Below are 18178 nucleotides of genomic sequence, written 5' to 3' on the forward strand. Positions count from 1 at the left end.
AAGCGCCGCAGCGGTCTTGCGAGAAACTGTCTGCTACGTCGATGAAGCGCAGTGTATACCCCTACTATCGCTTTTTTATCTCCATTAATTTCAATTCAGTTTTCGTTGTGGGCCAACAATCGCTGGCGGCACGATCGTGCTGAATTTCGCGTGCGGCTTGCTGCACGGGCGTTTGAGCGAATCGCGGGTGAGACGGCGCGAGCGCGCCGTTTGTCGGGGGCGGAACAATTATTTCGCGCACGAGCGTGCCAGGCGTTGAACTGCCAACGAGATCAGTGAATCAGCCGACGAATCAGATCGACGAGCGCGGTCGGCGGATTGCCTTTCTGGCAGTAGCCGTCGAATCCCGAATGCAGCCCCTCCACGCGCACGATTTCCTCGCCGAGCGCGGTAAACGCGATGATCACCGCTTCGCGCGTGCGGCCGATCCGGCGCAGCACGCGCGCGGTCGCGTAGCCATCGTGCTCGGGCATCGTAATGTCGAGAATGACGACGTGCGGCACCCAGACGTCGATCGCGCGCAGCGCATCGACGCCGGACAGGGCGAAGCGCGTGTCGCAGCCGTCGGAGGCGAGCGCAGCCGAAAGCGCTTCGGCGCTGGAGGCGTTGTCATCGACGACGAGAATGCGCCACTGTTCGTGGTTGACGTCGACGCTACGGTTCGTCCACAGCGCGCAGTGAGGGGAATGCAGAGTGACGGGCATGGGCAGGGGACGAAAGCACACGCTCGCGCCGCAGCACGTTTCGCGCCTGCCTTCCCGGCCCGTTCAGGCGTCGCTGTCTTTCTTGCTCTTGCGACGCTTGGGCGCCGCCGCTTCGCTTTCGCTTTCACTTTCTCGCAGACGCGCGTTCGCTTCGACGAGCGAGGCCGCGTCGCGCTGGCGCAACGCGAGATCGAGTTCGCCGAGCGCGCCCACGAGCGCTGCCTGCTCCGTCTCGTCGAGCGGGACCGCGCCGCCGGACACGCGCCGCGCTTCCTTGTCGAGCCGCTTGAAAAGCTTGGCGCCGAAGCGCGTATCGATGGCGCCCTCGCGCGCAAGCCCGGCGATCACCGACGCGAGCCGGATGAGGCCTCCCGCCGTGGTTTGCGTCGCCCCGTCCAGATCGTCTCGGTCTTCCACTGCCTTCTCCCCATGTTGGCACCCGCGCACTGCGAGCGCAGCGAGTGCGCCCGGTTTGCGTGGCGCGATGATACGCCGACAATATGACAGTCATATTTGCGTGCGCCGGCGCGTTCGGGTTCATCGTTTCGATCCCGTACACGCGTTACGATCGCGATTCGGGGCGCGACCGGTGGCACACTAGCGCGTGGCAGCGCGAATGTCCGAAGTATCGGCCTTTGCGCCGCGCGCAGAAATGCCGATCTACCAGAATGCCAACAGAACGCCCGCATGAATCCCGCTACCCTGCAAAGACCGCCTTACGGCTCTGATTTTTCCGGCCTCGTCTGCGGCTATCGCTTTCATGTCGATCATCCCGGCGAGCCGATCGACGCCGAAGACGCGAGTCAATGGCTCGCGCGCGACGACACGAGCAAGGAATTCGTGTGGCTGCATTTCGATCTCGCGAACAGTTCGTGCGAGCGCTGGATGCGCGGGCGTCTCGGTCTGCCCGACGCGTTCTTCGACACCCTCAACGAAGGCTCGCACTCAACGCGTATCGAGCATCAGGAAGGCGCGCTTTTCGCTGTCATCAACGACGTGATGTTCAACTTCGAGCTGACGCCTTCGGAGATCGCGACGCTCTGGGTGTACACGCATCAGAAGCTGATCGTGACGGCGCGGCTCAAGCCGCTGCGTTCCGTCGATTCGCTGCGCGAGTCGGTCAAGCGCGGCGAAGTGTTCCGCTCCCCCGCCGAATTGCTCGCGCACCTGCTGCGCGACCAGGCGGACCTGCTCGTGCATATCGTGCGGCGCACGAGCGTCGAGGTCGATGGCATCGAGGACCGCTTCCTGTCGATGCGCGGTGCGACGATGCGCACCGATCTCGGCGGCCTGCGGCGCGTGCTCGTGCGGCTTCAGCGTCTGCTCGCGCCCGAACCGGGCTCGGTGTTCCGGCTGCTCGCGCGGCCGCCGCGCTGGCTGCATTCGCAGGACATTCAGGACCTGCGCGACGCGACCGAAGAGTTTTCGCTCGTGCTCAACGATCTCGCGGGGCTCGTCGAACGCATCAAGCTGCTGCAGGAAGAGGTGTCGACGCGGCTCGGCGAGCAAAGCAACCGCACGCTGTTCACGCTGACGCTCGTGACCGTGCTCGCCCTGCCGATCAACATTGTCGCGGGCTTTTTCGGCATGAACGTGGGCGGTATTCCGTTCGCGGAGAATCATCACGGTTTCTGGCTGCTCGTCGTGATCGTCGCCACGTTCACCGCGCTCGCCGGATGGTGGGCGTTCCGCCGCCGTCGCGACATATAGGCACAGGCGCGGCGGCCACGCCTGGCCGCCCGCCGCGTTTCGAATGCCCTTGCGTCAGAACCCCAGATCGCTCAGGCTCGCATGATCGTCGGGCCGGCGGCCGAGCGGCCAGTGATACTTGCGGTCCGCTTCCTTGATCGGCAGATCGTTGATCGACGCGTGGCGATGCGTCATCAGCCCTGCTTCGTTGAATTCCCAGTTCTCGTTGCCGAAGCTGCGATACCAGTTGTTCGCATCGTCGTGCCATTCGTAGGCGAAGCGCACCGCGATGCGGTTGCCCTCGTACGCCCACAACTCCTTGATGAGCCGATAGTCGAGTTCGCGCGCCCACTTGCGCCGCAGGAACGCAACGACTTCCTCACGCCCGTTCGCGAATTCCGCGCGATTGCGCCAGCGCGTGTCCACGCTGTAGGCGAGCGAGACGCGTTCGGGCTCGCGCGTATTCCACGCGTCTTCGGCGAGACGGACTTTCAGCTTGGCGGATTCTTCATCGAATGGCGGGAACGGCGGCTTGGATTCCATGAGTGTCCTCTTTTTGAGCAAGGAGAGTGGTAGACAGGTCCGTCTACCCGGTGCACTCTAGCGCAGGTAGACGAACCTGTCTACAATCGGCTGCATGATCCAACCCACTGCACTTACCGATGCCACCGGTCTCGCGCCGGACGCGCGTATCCTCCTTACGGCCCACGATCTTTTTTATCGCGATGGCATTCGCGCCACGGGCGTCGATCGCGTCATCGCCGAATCGGGCGTCGCGAAGAAAACGTTCTATCGATATTTTCCGAGCAAGGACGATCTGATCGTCGCATTTCTCGACTTCCGCCACGACAACTGGATGACGTGGTTCCGCGCGGCGCTGAAGCGCCACGGCGGCACGCTCAATGCGCTCGTGCCGGCGCTCGCGGAATGGTTCGGCGACGAGAACTATCGCGGTTGCGCGTTCATCAATTCGGTCGTGGAAGTCGGCGCGACGCTGCCGCAGGCGGTCGATATCTCGCGGCGTCACAAACGCGACATGACGGCGGCGATCCGCGCGCTCATGCCGGCGTCGCGCACTGCGAAGCCGGACGCGCAGGCGCTCGCGCTGGCGGTGGACGGCGCGATCGTCGCGGCGCAATTCGCGGAGTCGCCCGCGGAGGCGCTGAAGGCGCTCGCGCGGGTGGTGCGGGCCATCAAGCGTGGCGCCAGCGCGGATTAGGCGCCGCTTATCGAACGCTCGTCGCGGATGCGCAGCATAGCCTCGCGTTCATCGATTCGATATCGTCCATGCCAAGGGCAGCGACGTCGGCCTTGAGTCGCAGGAAGGCAACGATCGCCTCGTAGCGCGAGCGCAGGAGATCCCGCCTCGCGGTGTAGAGCGTGTCGATCGCCCGCAGGACGTCCGTGCTCGCGCGGCTTCCGACCTTGTAGCCGACCTCCGTCGCTTGAAGCGCGTCGGTCGCCGTCGTAACGAGATGCGTGAGCGAGTCGGTTCTGATGCGTTCGCGCACATATCGCGCATGGTCTTCGCGCGCCGCGGCCTCCGCCCGCACCGACGCCGCCACGAACGCCTGCTCCGCTTTATCTTCCAGCGCGAGCGACTGTCCGACCCGCGCCTGGATCTCGCCGCCGGTGAGTAGCGGGATCTGCACCTGTAGCATGCCAACGGTCGTTGTCGTGGGACGTGAATAGCCGCCCGCCGCGCCGGCCGGCGTATAGCTGCCGGTCACGTTCACCACCGGATATCGCGCCGCGCGCGCCTTGGACGTATCGAACCGGGCGATTTCCCAGCCGAGCTGCTTCGACTGCACCTCATAGCCGTGCGTCTCCGCCTGCGCCGCCCAGACCTCGCCTCCGTCGGTCAGGGCCGGCAACGCCATGCCGGGCGGCAGAGCGCTCAGCGCGGAAAACGGTTGCCCCGTCACTGTCCGGATGGCACGGCGTTTGACGTCGAGTTCCTGCTCCGCGTCCGTCGCCTGCAATTGCGCCTGCTCGAATGCGGCGTCGGCCTCGCGCTCGTCGATCAGCGTGGCCTCGCCGGCCGTTCGCTTGCGGCGCACCTGATCGCGCTGCGTGCCGATAGCCTTCAGATATTCCGCGGAACGTTTCACTTCGTCTTCGGCGGCGAGTTCGTCGAAGTATGCGCGCACGGCGCGAAGCATCGAGGTCTGTTGCGCCCCCGCGAAATCGACGGCGCCCTGCGCCACCACATAGTCCGCCTGTCGATAGGCCGTCCACTTGCTCCAGTCGAAGAGTGGCTGCGAGACGTTGACCATCCAGCCACTCTGCCAGTAGTTCTGCCTCGGAAAACCGTCCATATCGATGCGATTGTAGGCCCGCCCCCAACCGCCGCTGATCTGCGGCAACAGGGCAGCCCGCGCGATGGGCACGGACAGCTTCGCGGCCTCGTAGCTGGCGCGCGCCTGCGCGAGTTCGGCATCGTAATCAAGCGCTTTCTGGACGATTCCGACCAGATCATCGGCGCGCGCGACATGCGAGTATCCGAGGATCGCGGCCAGCGCGCATGCTGCGAGATTCCGCTTAAGCATGGAGTGCATTCCGCTCGTGTTCCATCTGATGCGTGTCTTCGCGCACGAGCGCGCCTTCCTCGAAGCGGTAGCGAATGTCGAACCACGAAGCCAGCGACATGTCGTGCGTAATGACCACCACCGTGCGATCCAGCGAGCGCAAGAGCTTCGCGATATGTTGCACGGACGCCGGATCGAGATTCGAGGTCGGCTCGTCGAGCAACAGGACTTCCCGACTTTGATATAGGGCGCGTGCGAGCAGAAGGCGCTGGCGCTGTCCGGCCGAGATATTAGCGATGGTGTCGCTGATTACCGTGCGCGTGCGCATCGGCAGACGCATGACGTCCGCAAGCAGACCCACGTCGTCGAGAATCGCGTGGATACGTGCTTCGTCCGCCTGACCGGTGAACAAGGTGACGTTGTCCGCGATCGAACCGTGCAGGATGATGTCGCCCTGCCGCATGTGCGCCTGATGCCGACGGATTTCATCGACGGCGAGATTCGGCCACGCGATGCCGTTCAGCGCGATGTGCCCTTCCTGAAGCGGCTCCGCGGCCGACAGGAGCTTGAACAGTGTCGATTTGCCGCTTCCCGACGGCCCGGTGATGACGATCTTGTCGCCCTTGCGGATCTCGAAGCTCGCGTTGCGCAGCACGGGCTGATCGGAGATGCCGTAGCTGAACGTTACGTCGCGAACGTCGATGCGTTCAAACTGACGCACCTCGGTGGCGCGCTGCGTGTCGCCAAACGGCGTATAGCGCTCGTTCTCGCTTTCGACGATATCGTCGACGCGCGCGGCGGGCACGCTCAGCATGAAGTACTGAAACATCGCATTGATGGCGCTCGCGAGCCGTTCGGACATGAGCGACTTGTAGATCAGGAACGAATAGAACACGCCGACTGAAACCTTGCCGCCCAGCATCAGGCGCGCGGCCATCCATGTGATGATGAGGGTGTCGGCGTAATGGACGAGCTTGAGGATCGCGTCGCGCGTACAGGCCAGCCGGCTGCTTTGCAGCAAGGCCGCCGCATAGGCCTTGAACAGCGTCATGTGGATCGCCGTGCGCCGCGTCTCGCCCTGCGCGAGCTTCAGCAGCGACGCCGCGCGTATCGTCTCGATCATCGAATCGTCGCAGCGTGCGGAGGTTTCCAGTACGAGCGCATGGGTGTCGCGCATCGCCGGAAACATGCTCAGCGCCACGATCACGTAGAGCGCGAACACGGCCAGCGCGATGGCGGTGAGCTGCCGGCTCTGGATCAGCATCAGCGCAAGCGCGAGCAAGCCGACGGTCAGATCGACATACAGCGCAACCGATGTGCGCGTGGAATACACACTGATCTCGTCCTGTGCTTTCACTCGTGCGAATACATCGCCAACGTGGCGCTTCTCGAACCACGACATCGGATTGCGCAAAAGATGGCCGACCACGCCTTCGGTCGAGTGAATCTGAGTGAGGTTGTACAGCAATTCCGTCAGGTACTTCTGAACATACTCACTCAGCGCGCCTAGCAGAAAGATGCTGGCGAACGTGACGATGAGCACGTTCAGCAGGTTGCGATTGTCCGCGGCCACCACGTAGTCGAGCGTAAGGTTGCCGAAATACGGCATCGCCAGGATCGCGAACTGGCTGCCCAGCGCGACGAACAGCACCTTGCCGATATGAGCCCTGAGCCGCGGATTGAGCGCACGGACCCGCTTGAGCGCGGTCGGCACGCGCGACTTCGCGCGGATGCGCGGCATCTCGGGCGTCGGGGAGAAGTCGAGCAGAAAACCCGACACGGCCGAGCGGAACGTGTCCATCGACACGCGCCGGCGTCCCGTCGCGGGATCGATGATGCTGATATAGCCGCGGCTCACCTTCTCGAAAACAACGAAATGCGCGCCGCCGAAGTGGAGGATCGACCCTTTCCTGACTTCCGCAAGATGTGACGGATCGAAACGATACGCCTGCACCGCCAGACCGAAATCGACGGCGACATCGTACAGATCCATCAAGGTCAGGCCGTTCGCAGAGATCGGCTTGTAGGCGGACAGTTCGCGGACCTCTGTCGCGCGGCCGAAATGTGACAACACCATCGCCAGACAGGCGTATCCGCACTCGGCGACTTCATTCTGATATATGACTCGCACATCAACCTCTCAGCATTCGGAACAGCGGCGCCAGCACCCATTCGGCGATCGTTCTACGTTCGACCACGATGCTCGCGGTCGCGCGCATGCCGGGAAGAATGGCGAAGTGCTGTCCCTCGAAATCGAACGTATTGCCGCGCAGCGTCGCCCAGGCGAGGTAGTCACCGTCGCTGTCTTTCGGGCCTGCGGTCTGTTCCGTCGGATCCGGCGCGCCTGGCGTGCCAGGCGGACTCGGTGGACTCGCGGGAAGCACCGTGGTGCCGGAGATCGAATCGATGCGCGCCTCGTAGGTTCCGAACTTCGCGTAGGGGAACGCATCGAATTTGAGCCTGACGACCTGCCCTTCGCGCACGAAGCCCCGGCGTCGTGATGGAATGCTGAGGGCCGCACGTAGCGGGCCGCCTTCTTTCGTCGCGATGACCATCGCGACGTCGTTCGTCGTCAGCATGCGGTCCACGACGAGTCCGGAAAACGTGACGACGCCGCCCTTCGGCGCCGACACGGTCGTGTCCTGACGTGCCTGTTCGAAGCGGGCTTGCACGTCCTGAACATCTCGTGCGTGGCGCGCCTCGACCTCGCGTAGCTGAGCGTCGAGATCGGTTTGCGCGCTCTTCGCCGTACCTACGTCGCCGATCAGTTGCTGGCGGCGCGCGATGGCCTGCGCCACAGTCGCCTTGCCTTGATATACGTCGGCCTGAGCCTGCTCGACCTTGTCGGCGGTCACGTACTCCGACACGGAACGCACTCGCGTCAGGCGCTGCTCGAATTCGCCGACGAGTCGGTTGTTTTGCGCAATCTGACCGTCCAGCGCGGCAACTTCCGCTCGCCGGCTCGCTTCCGTCAAGCGTGACGATTCGCGCTGGGCCTTCAGTTGCGCACGGCGCTCGTTGTATTGCGCGTCTATGGCGCCGATTTGCGCATTGCGCATCTGCTCATCAAAGACTTGCCGGCGCAGACCGTCGGTCGTCAGTGAGAAATCCCGCTGCAGTCGAAACAACGGCGTGCCCGGTGCGACATGCTCGGATGGATGGACATAGATGGACGAGACAAGGCCCGTCAAACCCTGAATCTTCACCTCCGCCGGCGAGACGATCTCACCCGAGACATCCTGCTTGAGCTCGATCTGACGTACGAAAGAAAAGACGACTGCGACAACGGTAAAGGCCGAAGTCGCATAGGCAATCCAGCGCCAAGGCACATCTCTGAACTGAGGAAGATCGGTTGATTGCATAACATATTGAAACTACGCTGAACCACAGCCAAACGACGTCGAATCATCGCCGCAGGCCTGAGCGCGTAAGTCTTTCGGGTAAGTGCTTCAGCGCGCGGGCGCGAACGCGTACATGGCAGGATGCCCTGCCGGCAACCACCGCTGATAGTTATCCGCCAGCGCGGTCTGAATGCAATCGGCCAGCCTTTGGGGCGCCTCGGGTGTCGACAGGCGAACGGGTTCGAAAACACGAGCGCGAAAGCGCCCCTGATCGAAACGCAAATAAAACGGCAGCATCTGCGCGTCGAACGTTTGACCCATGCGGAATATGCCGTTATGAACCCGTGCGTCTTTTCCGAACATCGTTACCTGCACCGTTTCCATTGGATAACGATGCATCGTGAATGGCGGAACATCCGCAAACAGGACCGCAACGCCGTCGCGCTTCAACGAGCGCGCGACGCGCACGCCCAAGCCGCCGCGGTTCTCGTCGCCGTAGGTATAGAGCACCTTGATACCCGGAATCTGCGCATGATCGTCGCCGTACTGATTCTGTAATACACCGGACACCACCGAAAGCGACTTCACCCCAAGAAACTGCCCCACTCTCTCGACGACGTAGATATTCGCGTACTGGGAAACGTAGTGAAACGGCGAAAGGAAAATAGGCTGCTCCGGCGCAGCCCGCTTCAAGGCTCGCACCCTCTCTGCCAGGTCGCTTGCGATGGCTTCCATGTCGGGCCATTCTTCCCACTTGCGAATGTCGCGGCCAAAATAGATGCGTTGATCGATCAGGTGCTCCAGTGTTGCGCCAAATCGTGAGTGACGGGTTTGCAAGTTGGACAGACCAAGCACTTCCTTTCCAATCTCCGCGCGAATCGTCCCGTTCGCCCGGTAATCGGCATCGAACAAGCTGCGGACGTTCCAGACGATGCGAGCAGCCGGTTCCAGCCAATTTCGCGGAATTCGCCCGATGACAGCACGCCGCGCCGCGAGCTGCGCACGTGCCAGCCACAGTCGAAACAATGAATGAACCGAGGGCATAAAGTATTGCGAGTGGCTCAATGAAGAAGAGCGGATCAGTGATCCGCCCTCTCGTCAACTACCTCGGCAGGTCACTTGGTGAGGTTGATGACAACGGTCGTTGTGTTGCTCATCCGGCTAGCCTTGCCGCAGCCGCCAGAAATTTCCGACTTGACTAATTCATTGCGTGTGATTTTTTGCACGTTCGTATCCTCGATTGAATGAGTTCGGCATACAGCCTTGCCACGCCCCATGCTAAGCCGCATGGGGCGACGCCAGATCACTGCGACAGGGTGATGATGACCCTCGTGGTGTTGGACTGACTTGACTTGTTGCAACCACCAGCAACTTGCGATTGAACCAGAGTGTTTCGATCGATCTTCTGCATAACTAACCCCTATTTAAATTAAAAAAAACTAAAGATATTGAATCCGAGTGTTAGGAGTTATCGCACTCCTTCGTCTCCAAGGATCATCCTTAGCCAATCAAATTATACGGATTCCATAGTAATAGTTTAGTCCATCGCCGCAGATGATGACAATTTTTCAAACATTGAAAAGGCTCTTTCGGCCGCAGATTAGTTAGCCCCAACTAAACAGCAACGTATTCTCCTGTTCGCGACAATAAAAAGGCGGCCCACGTCAACGTGGGCCGCCTTTTTCAAACCATCGCTGGTTATCTGACAACAACTGTAAATTTAGGATTAGGGCCCGAAATGGTGCCCGTAATTTCTACGTACGTCGAGTTCGTGCTAGAACCTTTCGAACCGCCGCCCGACACTTGAGACAAAGCCAAAACTTGACGATCGATTTTTTGCATCTTCCACCTCTTTAAATAACAACATTAGAGACCTCACCACATGACCGATCCATTCCGTTAGCCGCTAGAAAGCCCGAACGATCAAGAGGCTCGATCACATCGATACGCTATCGATTCCTTAGTTATAGGTGAAGTTCACCGTTGCAGATGCCGCAACGGAACCCGCCGTCAGCGTTCCCAACTTGTAGTATTGCGCCACCATGGGAATGCTCATTTTGTTCGTAGAATCGACGGTGCCGATCGACTGAGCGGTCCCAAGCGTTATCGCCGAGCCGGTCGTGTCGCCCGCGTTTGTCGCCTTCAATAACTGAATGCCGACGTAGGTCGCCGCTCCAGTCCCACTCGCTGAATTCTTCAATACACTGGCCACAGTATCGTTTGTTCCATTGACGGTCATCGACACCTTCGTTCCCGGCGCGCAGCTTTCCAGATCGACTCCGAATGATTTGGGGTTAGCGGTCGTACCCGTGAAATCCGTTATCTTGATCGAATCGAGATCGATATTCTGGTTGGACGTGCCGGAGGTGACTGTGCACGTTGGAAGAATGATCTTCCCGGTGAAATTGAGCGTAGCATCCGCAGCGAAGACCGATACGGAAGAGGCCAGGAGCGCAACTCCCGCCAGTATGAACTTGGTATGCTTCATAGTATTTCTCTCTTCTTCTAGCTGAGGCACGGCGCGAGCCGTGCCGAAAACGACATCTGTACGATCAGTAGACTTTGCAAGCCTCCCTTATTGGTACTGGACCGTCATTAGCATCGTGGCATTCGCCGTGCCCGCGGTTATCGCACCGGTCCGGAAGTAACGAGCCGTCATAGCCACGTTATAGCTGCCGGACCTGGTTCCATCGAAGCCGGTGAGAGGCATGTCTGTTGAAAGCGGAACGACAGTACCGTTACTGTCATACAACTGAATTCCGATACCACCAGCTTGTGACGCACCGTCATCCAACGCGACCACGTTGCTATAACCAGCGACCATGCGATCTGAAGAGGTCGGCGTGATCCGGTAAGTGACGCTGTGAATCAGGCCGGATCGATTCGTAGTGTCAACAGTGTCCGCGGTGCCTGCAGGGCAATTGTTAAAGCTCAGCTTGAACGCGGTGGACTTCCCGGAAGGCGCGCCAATGCTCGGAAAGTCCGCCGGTGTCTGCGTGCCCATGTCAATGTTGACATCTGGAGTCTGGCAGGTCAGCACGGTAATGACGACCGGCGTCATGTCGAAATTGATGATGCCCGCGCTCAGATCGAGGTTGCCCGGGGGCGCAGTTTTAGTCGCCGATTCCCATGAAAACGCCTGAGCGAGTTGCCCCGACACGGTCCCGGGCGTGATGTCGCCGATCTTGACCAGCGAGGCGATCAACTGCCCACCGTTGTTGACGGCGCTTCCGTTCTGATTCCATTGAAAACCCAGATGAGGAAAGTCAAGCGGCCCGTTGGTTCGGCCGTTGGTATAGATGTAGCCTCCCAGCGCCATGCCCACGCCCGGCACGTTCGTTTTGTACACGGGGAAGGCCTTCCCATTGTAAGTACGTGAGAATGAAGTCGGCGACGAAGGAATGATGCCTGCGACTTCAAAGTCGGTCCCCGAGTACCAACTCCCAGTGATATCGCACGTCCAGTAGTTGTTGGTCATGGGCGTCGAGACCCAGCCCGTCAGCGGCGACCCGTCAGGAAGATCTCGCGCAACCGCTACCGTGGCCGGGAAACCAAGCGTGAAGTTGAGCGAAGAGGCCGAATGACAGGTTGCCGTAGCCCACGCACTGCCCGGAAGCGCCAGAAGCGCGGCAACGCCGCAGAGCAGGAGTCGAATGCGCGCGAACACATACCGTTCGAATTTCTTCATGTCTAGTCCTTCAATTTGAAGCGCGTTCACTTCGTTCATTCACAGACTCCGTCAGCGATCGTCAAAGACCGTTGCTCACCGGGCTTCGCCAGTTGGGGAAGCTGATAGCGAACGGCGCAGGTTTGATTCGGTGCATCGCCCCACCTGACGTTCACCTTGCCGGCATCGATCTTCAGGCCAGTGGCGATAATGCGACTGCCTTGGGCCACGATACCCACGTTCTCATTCTTTTCATCGAACACTTCCGCGCCGAAAGGCAGCGGCTTGCCGTCGGCCTGAGTAACATGCATGACGGCCGCCCTGCCCGTGTCTTCCGTGTCGAACTTCAGCGCAACTACGGCGCCTGCCGTTGGAGCGGAACGCTGCACCGTAGACTTCAGCGACACGTTCATAGGCAGGCCCTTCGGGTCGATTTCGACGTCGTTGTTCGAGAAAGGCTGCATGCCCGAGACGATGGCGTGTCCCCACGGGTCGACTCGAAGACCCACGCCGTTCGCGACGCGCGCCCCCGCTGCATCCTTCGCCTCGACGATGCCGATCGTGTCGCTCATATTCGGCGTGAATGCGACGCCTCCCCTCCACGCGACGATGCCGCCCGAGATGCCCGCGCCCACTTGCGAATAGTTGCGGCCGGTGCTGCCATTGGCGGAAAGCTGCGCAAACGGCGACATATAGCCCACGTTCGCACCGACGCTCGTCGCGCTCGAACCGTTGTTCCCGCCACTGTTGAAATTGGCGTTAAGTCCGTACGACAACGCGTTATCGGGTCCCAGCGTGCCGGTGACCGACTGCTGCACGCTGTAGCTGTCGTCAACGGAGTCGTACTGGACGTTGGTCGACGAGAGCGGCGCGCGCGCGCCGATGCCCAGCGGGATCATCACGTTCAACATGACGCGGTTGTCCCACTTGTTCGTGTTCACCATGTATTGGCGCACGAACGATGCGCCATATGTCATGCGCTTCCAGCTATTGGAATAGCCGATCTGGAGTTGCGTATCGCGGCCCGGACGGTTCCAGTAGTTCACGATCGATCCGATGGCGTACGCGGAGCCGAACCTGCCGTCCGATCCGAACGCCTGGTTGACCGTGAACTGCATGCGCGACTTCTGCATCGACGAAAGCGGCTGTAGCTCGTTATGCTGATACAACTGACGCATCGCCATGGCGTCAGGCAGGCTGTAAAAACCACCGGTCGAGTAGCGGTAAGCCGCGATAGCGATGTTCGTGTTGGTGGGTTCGAGCAACTGGCTATAGCTCACCCGGAAGCTCATGCCGTTATGCGTGCCGATTCCCTTGAAGCTCGTCGTCGCATGCGTCGCGTCGAAGCCGAATGCGCCCAGCTTCGTGTTGATCGCGGCACCTACCATTCCTGCAAAATACAGGTCTGCCCCGGTGAATCCGCCGTATAGCGTCAACAGATTGCTGATACCACGTTGAATCGTGAATTGAGTGACGAACGGATGGATGTTGAGGGTCGGGTCGCGATATTGGCCGACCATCGCGCTGTATCGCGTGACGCCGGGACGCAACGCGTTCACGGCTGCCGCGTAGGGCACCGTGGAAATATGCTGGGTGCCATCTGCTTCCGTGACGATGACGTCCAGATTGCCGCCATAACCTGTGGGATACAGGTCATTGATTTCAAACGCACCCGGCGCTACCGTTGTTTCATAGATGATGTTGCCGTTCTGACGAACCTGGACCCGGGCGTTGCTGTTGGCGATGCCACGCACGATAGGCGCATATCCGCGCTGCGACTCCGGATACATCCGGTCATCCGTGCCCATTTTGACGCCGCGCACGCCGAAGCTATCGAAGAGCGCTCCGTCCGTGAAGGTGTCGCCCAGTGTCAACTGACTCTTGATATCCTTGAATCCACGCTGAACGTAGGTCTGCACCGTTTGGTAGTGCTGACGGCCCAAGGTGGAGTTCGTCAGATTGCCTTGATAACGAAAGCGCCACGGCCCGGCATTAATACCGCCAATCACGCCGAGATATTGCGAATCGTTCGAGTAGCCGCCGCCAGTACTGTGATAAGCGTTTGCGTTGTATTGCAGCGTGGCAGCCGGAACGCCATCGTCCCAGTATTTCGGATCGACGTACCCTCGCGCCTTGTTAAGCATCACGATCTGAGGCAGGCTGACATCGAGACGCTGCTCGCCGCCGTCGAACGTCGCGGATGCACTCGGAATTAGATCCGATAATGCCAGACATGCGTTTTCCGCCGACGCGAGCTTGGCAGTCGATTCAGGCGAAAGCTTTCTCAGATCGACGCCGAGCCGCTCGAGTAAATCGCTGGTGATGCACGGCCGCACCTCGTCCGAACCGGGTGCGACGGCGCGAATCTCAATGTTGAACTTACCGCGCCAAAGGTCGTTGACAAAAGTCTCTGCCCGGTAAGTGCCAGGCAGAACCTGCTGACCTTTGTTGAAGCGAGATATGTCGACCTTTCCGGCGCCGCCTGAATCGAGAAACTTATCGTTGAACTCGACCTGCGCGTACTGTTGGGAAGCGTCAGCCCATGCGTGAGAACTGGCGCCCATCGCAGCAACTGCCTGCAACGTGACGATACTGATCGGCCTAAGGGCAAGGCCGGATCGATGACCTCTGCAAAAATACATATTTTCGTACTTCTAACTAAGTGCAAAGCGTATTCAGCACGTACTTTTCGTCACGCACGCTAATGCATCCCCGGTGGGCGGCTCTTGCCGACTATGCGAACGCTACACAATTCGCCCGAAAAAAATGACAGAACGTACAGCGTGTTCGGTCAGGGTGCCAAGCCAGATTGGCCGTGGCTAGGACCGCCATAATCGTTGATGGCCGTCCACTTCACCTTAGCCTCGCCTCCCGGCAATTCGCCCTTCAGCGGAAAACCCTTGGTTTCACCTGGACCCACCATGCCGCCGTCGATGAACGAAGCCGTTCGGACTCCGTCTGTGTACTCAACGCTGTCGAACGACACGTAGTACTGGGATGGATTTGAGGCCTCGATCGTATTTTTCCCACCATCCCGCTTCAAATGCCAGGCGATCTTCCCCGGCGCCTCTTCCGGACGTTCCTTCAGGCTAGCAGGACGATAAAAGAACTTGATACGGGTGCGAAATGCCAGTTGCAATTGATTGGCTGAAGCAGCGTCTCCCGTGGCTTTCGGTGGAACTTCGAGAACGTTCAGGTAGAAGATCGACTCTTTGTCAGCCGGCAAGGGATCGCCCGTGAACATGATTCGCAGTGTCTGCGATTTGGTCGGGTCGATGCGCATCAGCGGCGGTGTGATAGTGAACGGAACCTCGATTGTGTCGGGCTTCGCGTCCGGGTCGCCCTTGTCGAGCCACACCTTCGTCAGGCCGGGAAGCTTACCGTTGTTGGTGAGTTTCACCGTCACTTCCGGCTCCGATTGGTTATAAACGATACGCGTACCGGCAATCACTACGGACGCATTTGCCCCCGAGGAGATCAGCGAGATTGCACAGGTCAGCGTCACGACGGAGAGAATTTTTTTGGCCAGCTTCATACGGCAAATGACGACCTAATCGACCAGTTTGGAGAGAGAGGAACGGGTGGGCCTGCGCCCACCCATATCAGTGCCTCGATCGAACAATCAGCTGATCGATCGAAGTTTCGCCTTATTGATAGTCGATGACATAAGTGACCGACGAATTGGCAGCGCCAGCGGTAGGCGCACTCGTGGCGAAGTATTGAACTCGATAGAACAGGGTAGCCGAACCGCTCGAAATATCGGCCGGCTTCGAATTTTGCAGATCGCGGGAGTAGCCGGCCTTGATGTATTCGCCTGTGGCGTCATTAGCGTTGCTAAGCTCCAGCTTGACATTCTGGGCACCACCGCTTGCAACCATCAGGCGACCGTCAGTCGGGTCGACGGTGGCACCGGCCTCATAGAAGACTGCTGCCTTGCTGGTGGCGCTTACGGGCGCGCAATTCGTCAGCGCAATGTTGTATGAAGTAGCACCCGCCCTCGGCTGACCAGCGGAAAAGGCCCCCGTAGACACCGTCGGAAGTGTCACCGTGAAGTCTTTGCTCGACGAGCCGTTACCGTTGATCGTACAAGTCTGCGCCGTCAGCGCCCCATTGAACGTGACGGTACCGTCCGAAGCAAATGCACTGCCGCTAGCCAGGATCATTGCACCGGATGCCAGCGCCGCATAAACCAACTTATTCATTCGATCAACTCCAATTAAAAATTAGTAGTCCCATGCATTGTATAAGCGAGTTCACGGATGACATTTGCGACTAGGCAAGCACCTCAACGGAACAGCATTCATACGCCAACACGAGAGAACCGCATCTGAGCCGTGTTGCCTCCATGAGGCCAGCCGGGCTATTGAATTCGGCTAGCGCTCTATGATCCTCATTGCAGAGAATGATGCGTGGCCATATCTTACGTATTACTTATATTTTCCATACTCGATTTATCTTAAATTTTTAATGAATTACGGCATCGATAAACCTAAGATTTGACAATGGCTCCAGATATTAAAGCCCGTAAGCAATTTGATTTAAATACTAATTGCCTTAAGTCACTAGAATAAAACCCGCGATTCACCACTCCCCATTCCAACCGCTTCACTCGCCATCACACCTCGCTCGATCACCGCGGCAAGTTTTCCGAAGTTCGGCGCGATCTGCTCATTGGGCACACACGCATAGCCGAGCATGAGGCCGCGCACCGCCTCGTTCTGGTTCATGTAATAGTTGACGAGCGGCCGCGTAACCACACCGGCACTCAACGCATCGGCCGAAATGGTGCGGTCGTCGGTGCCCTGCGGCAACTCCAGAACGAAGTGCAAGCCGGCTTCGTCGCCGCGCACGGCGAGCGCATCGCCGAAGTGCGCGCGGATCGCATTGATCAGCAGCTCCCGGCGTTCGCCGTACAGCCCGCGCATGCGGCGCACGTGCGACGTGAGATGCCCGTCGAGAATGAACTCGGTCAACACCGCCTGCTGCATCAGTTGCCCTTCGCGATAGAGCTCCGCCACGCCGATGCGAAACGTCTCGACGAGATGCTCCGGCACCACCATGTAGCCCATGCGCAAGCCGGGATACAGCATCTTGCCGAGACTGCCCACGTAGATCACCTGCCCGGCGTCGTCGAGCCCTTGTAGCGATGACAGCGGCCGGCTGCCATAGCGGAATTCGCTGTCGTAATCGTCTTCGATGATCCAGACCTTGTGCTGGCGCGCGAATTCCAGCAACGCGCGGCGTCGCGCCAGACTCATCACCATGCCGAGCGGATATTGATGCGAAGGTGTGACCAGCGCGATGCGCGGCGGCTCGGCCATGTCGCGCGCGGCCGGGTTGAGCCCTTCCTCGTCGACCGGCACCGGCACGAGCGTCAACCCCGACGATTGCAACACGCTGCGCACGCCCCAGTAGCACGGCTCCTCGACCCACGCGCGATCGCCGAAATCGGTGAGCAGCCGCACCGTCAGGTCGATCGACTGATGAATGCCCGTCGTGATGATGATCTGGTCCGGCTGGCACTTCACCGAGCGCGCGACGCGCAGGTAGTCCGACAGCGCGCGGCGCAGCGGCCGGTAACCGCTGCCGGGCGCATAGGTGAGCAGGTCGGGGCTCGCGCGCTTCCAGAGCCGGGCCTGCAAGCGGCTCCAGGTCCGCGCCGGAAACTCGGCGACGTCCGGCACGCCGGGCATGAACGCGCCCCACTGCTTCGGCGACACGCCCGCCTGCGCGATCAGACGCTCGCCGCGGCTCGAGATCGTGCACGGCGTCTTGGTTTCGCCGGCCTTCGCGCGCTCGGCGGCGCGATCGCGGGGCGCGGTGTCGGCAACGTAGGTGCCGCTGCCGGTCGTCGAAACCACGTAGCCTTCGGCCGTGAGCTGGTCGTAGACATGCAGCACGGTGTTGCGCGCAATCCCCAGATCGATCGCGAGCGTGCGCGAACTCGGCAGCTTCGTGCCCGGTGCGAGCTGGCTCGTCAGAATGGCTTGCTGCATCAGTTCCAGCATCTGCCGGTACACCGGCTCGGCGGCCGTACGGTCGAGCCGCGCGCTCAGCCAGTCCGCAAGGATGATCGTGTCCACGAGGCGCTCCCGGCCACGGAGCCACTCTCATGAAATGGCTCCATTCTGATTTATGAAATGGTTCCCCATTCTAGAACCTTCTAGGGATATAGTTAGCTCACGCGGTGGAAAAAATTGCCGAGAGTCCTATGAAACTCCCGGTGGTATCAAGAATTTCCGAAGGAGA

General features: G+C 60.1%; 15 protein-coding genes. 2 read left to right on the plus strand and 13 right to left on the minus strand.

The features are described 5' to 3' along the window. Window positions 1-272: 272 nt before the first annotated feature. Both LY284_RS20105 and LY284_RS20110 read right to left on the minus strand, forming a co-directional pair. Window positions 273-704 (minus strand): response regulator, encoded by a 432-nt coding sequence (locus LY284_RS20105; protein ID WP_233387758.1) that lies wholly within the window; start codon window positions 702-704, stop codon window positions 273-275. Window positions 705-767: 63 nt separating this feature from the next. Beyond that, window positions 768-1121 (minus strand): hypothetical protein, encoded by a 354-nt coding sequence (locus tag LY284_RS20110; RefSeq protein ID WP_014251058.1) that lies wholly within the window; start codon window positions 1119-1121, stop codon window positions 768-770. 270 nt (window positions 1122-1391) lie between these two features. Between LY284_RS20110 and LY284_RS20115 the strand changes: the two genes are divergently transcribed. Beyond that, window positions 1392-2414 carry a transporter gene (locus LY284_RS20115; protein WP_233387759.1) on the plus strand — a complete coding sequence of 341 codons (1023 nt, stop codon included), beginning with the start codon at window positions 1392-1394 and terminating at the stop codon, window positions 2412-2414. A gap of 54 nt (window positions 2415-2468) precedes the next feature. Here the strand turns inward: LY284_RS20115 and LY284_RS20120 are convergent, their stop codons facing one another. Then, window positions 2469-2936: a nuclear transport factor 2 family protein gene (locus LY284_RS20120; protein ID WP_014251060.1), complete on the minus strand. Its 468-nt coding sequence runs from the start codon at window positions 2934-2936 to the stop codon at window positions 2469-2471. A gap of 94 nt (window positions 2937-3030) precedes the next feature. On the opposite strand from LY284_RS20120, the gene LY284_RS20125 reads away from it, so the two are divergent. After that, window positions 3031-3612: a TetR/AcrR family transcriptional regulator gene (locus LY284_RS20125; protein ID WP_233387760.1), complete on the plus strand. Its 582-nt coding sequence runs from the start codon at window positions 3031-3033 to the stop codon at window positions 3610-3612. 7 nt (window positions 3613-3619) lie between these two features. On the opposite strand, the gene LY284_RS20130 is transcribed toward LY284_RS20125, so the two are convergent. The 10 genes from LY284_RS20130 to LY284_RS20175 all read right to left on the minus strand — a co-directional run bounded on the left by LY284_RS20130 (window position 3620) and on the right by LY284_RS20175 (window position 18012). Continuing rightward, window positions 3620-4942, minus strand: a complete 1323-nt coding sequence (locus LY284_RS20130) for a TolC family protein (RefSeq protein ID WP_233387761.1) — start codon at window positions 4940-4942, stop codon at window positions 3620-3622. Continuing rightward, on the minus strand, window positions 4935-7052 hold the full coding sequence (locus LY284_RS20135; protein WP_233387762.1) for a peptidase domain-containing ABC transporter: 2118 nt from the start codon (window positions 7050-7052) through the stop codon (window positions 4935-4937). Before LY284_RS20135 ends, LY284_RS20130 begins: the two co-directional genes overlap by 8 nt. A 1-nt stretch (window position 7053) precedes the next feature. Further along, window positions 7054-8283, minus strand: coding sequence for an HlyD family secretion protein (locus LY284_RS20140; RefSeq protein WP_233387763.1), 1230 nt, complete (start codon window positions 8281-8283; stop codon window positions 7054-7056). Window positions 8284-8370: 87 nt separating this feature from the next. Beyond that, the gene (locus LY284_RS20145; RefSeq protein WP_233387764.1) at window positions 8371-9306 is read right to left on the minus strand and encodes a hypothetical protein; all 936 of its coding nucleotides are present in this window, start codon (window positions 9304-9306) and stop codon (window positions 8371-8373) included. Window positions 9307-10222: 916 nt separating this feature from the next. Continuing rightward, window positions 10223-10750, minus strand: coding sequence for a fimbrial protein (locus tag LY284_RS20150; RefSeq protein WP_233387765.1), 528 nt, complete (start codon window positions 10748-10750; stop codon window positions 10223-10225). 87 nt (window positions 10751-10837) lie between these two features. Further along, window positions 10838-11989, minus strand: coding sequence for a fimbrial protein (locus tag LY284_RS20155; RefSeq protein WP_233387766.1), 1152 nt, complete (start codon window positions 11987-11989; stop codon window positions 10838-10840). Beyond that, window positions 11986-14571 (minus strand): fimbria/pilus outer membrane usher protein, encoded by a 2586-nt coding sequence (locus tag LY284_RS20160; RefSeq protein WP_233387767.1) that lies wholly within the window; start codon window positions 14569-14571, stop codon window positions 11986-11988. The genes LY284_RS20155 and LY284_RS20160 overlap by 4 nt, the downstream gene beginning before the upstream one ends. A gap of 149 nt (window positions 14572-14720) precedes the next feature. Next, entirely contained in the window at window positions 14721-15464 is a 744-nt protein-coding gene (locus tag LY284_RS20165) for a fimbria/pilus periplasmic chaperone (protein ID WP_233387768.1), read from the minus strand. Between the two features lie 112 nt (window positions 15465-15576). Beyond that, window positions 15577-16131 (minus strand): fimbrial protein, encoded by a 555-nt coding sequence (locus LY284_RS20170; protein ID WP_233387769.1) that lies wholly within the window; start codon window positions 16129-16131, stop codon window positions 15577-15579. A gap of 360 nt (window positions 16132-16491) precedes the next feature. Then, window positions 16492-18012 carry a PLP-dependent aminotransferase family protein gene (locus LY284_RS20175; RefSeq protein WP_233387770.1) on the minus strand — a complete coding sequence of 507 codons (1521 nt, stop codon included), beginning with the start codon at window positions 18010-18012 and terminating at the stop codon, window positions 16492-16494. Window positions 18013-18178: the final 166 nt, after the last annotated feature.

The sequence above is a fragment of the Caballeronia sp. PC1 genome (assembly GCF_021353155.1).
GTDB lineage: Bacteria > Pseudomonadota > Gammaproteobacteria > Burkholderiales > Burkholderiaceae > Caballeronia > Caballeronia cordobensis.

Bases quoted from the DNA above. Each gene is read 5' to 3' on its own strand.
- LY284_RS20125 (WP_233387760.1), top strand. From the start codon at position 3,031: ATGATCCAACCCACTGCACTTACCGATGCCACCGGTCTCGCGCCGGAC.
- LY284_RS20140 (WP_233387763.1), bottom strand. From the start codon at position 8,283: ATGCAATCAACCGATCTTCCTCAGTTCAGAGATGTGCCTTGGCGCTGG.
- LY284_RS20155 (WP_233387766.1), bottom strand. From the start codon at position 11,989: ATGAACGAAGTGAACGCGCTTCAAATTGAAGGACTAGACATGAAGAAA.
- LY284_RS20160 (WP_233387767.1), bottom strand. From the start codon at position 14,571: ATGTATTTTTGCAGAGGTCATCGATCCGGCCTTGCCCTTAGGCCGATC.
- LY284_RS20165 (WP_233387768.1), bottom strand. From the start codon at position 15,464: ATGAAGCTGGCCAAAAAAATTCTCTCCGTCGTGACGCTGACCTGTGCA.
- LY284_RS20115 (WP_233387759.1), top strand. From the start codon at position 1,392: ATGAATCCCGCTACCCTGCAAAGACCGCCTTACGGCTCTGATTTTTCC.
- LY284_RS20145 (WP_233387764.1), bottom strand. From the start codon at position 9,306: ATGCCCTCGGTTCATTCATTGTTTCGACTGTGGCTGGCACGTGCGCAG.
- LY284_RS20120 (WP_014251060.1), bottom strand. From the start codon at position 2,936: ATGGAATCCAAGCCGCCGTTCCCGCCATTCGATGAAGAATCCGCCAAG.
- LY284_RS20130 (WP_233387761.1), bottom strand. From the start codon at position 4,942: ATGCTTAAGCGGAATCTCGCAGCATGCGCGCTGGCCGCGATCCTCGGA.
- LY284_RS20150 (WP_233387765.1), bottom strand. From the start codon at position 10,750: ATGAAGCATACCAAGTTCATACTGGCGGGAGTTGCGCTCCTGGCCTCT.
- LY284_RS20170 (WP_233387769.1), bottom strand. From the start codon at position 16,131: ATGAATAAGTTGGTTTATGCGGCGCTGGCATCCGGTGCAATGATCCTG.
- LY284_RS20105 (WP_233387758.1), bottom strand. From the start codon at position 704: ATGCCCGTCACTCTGCATTCCCCTCACTGCGCGCTGTGGACGAACCGT.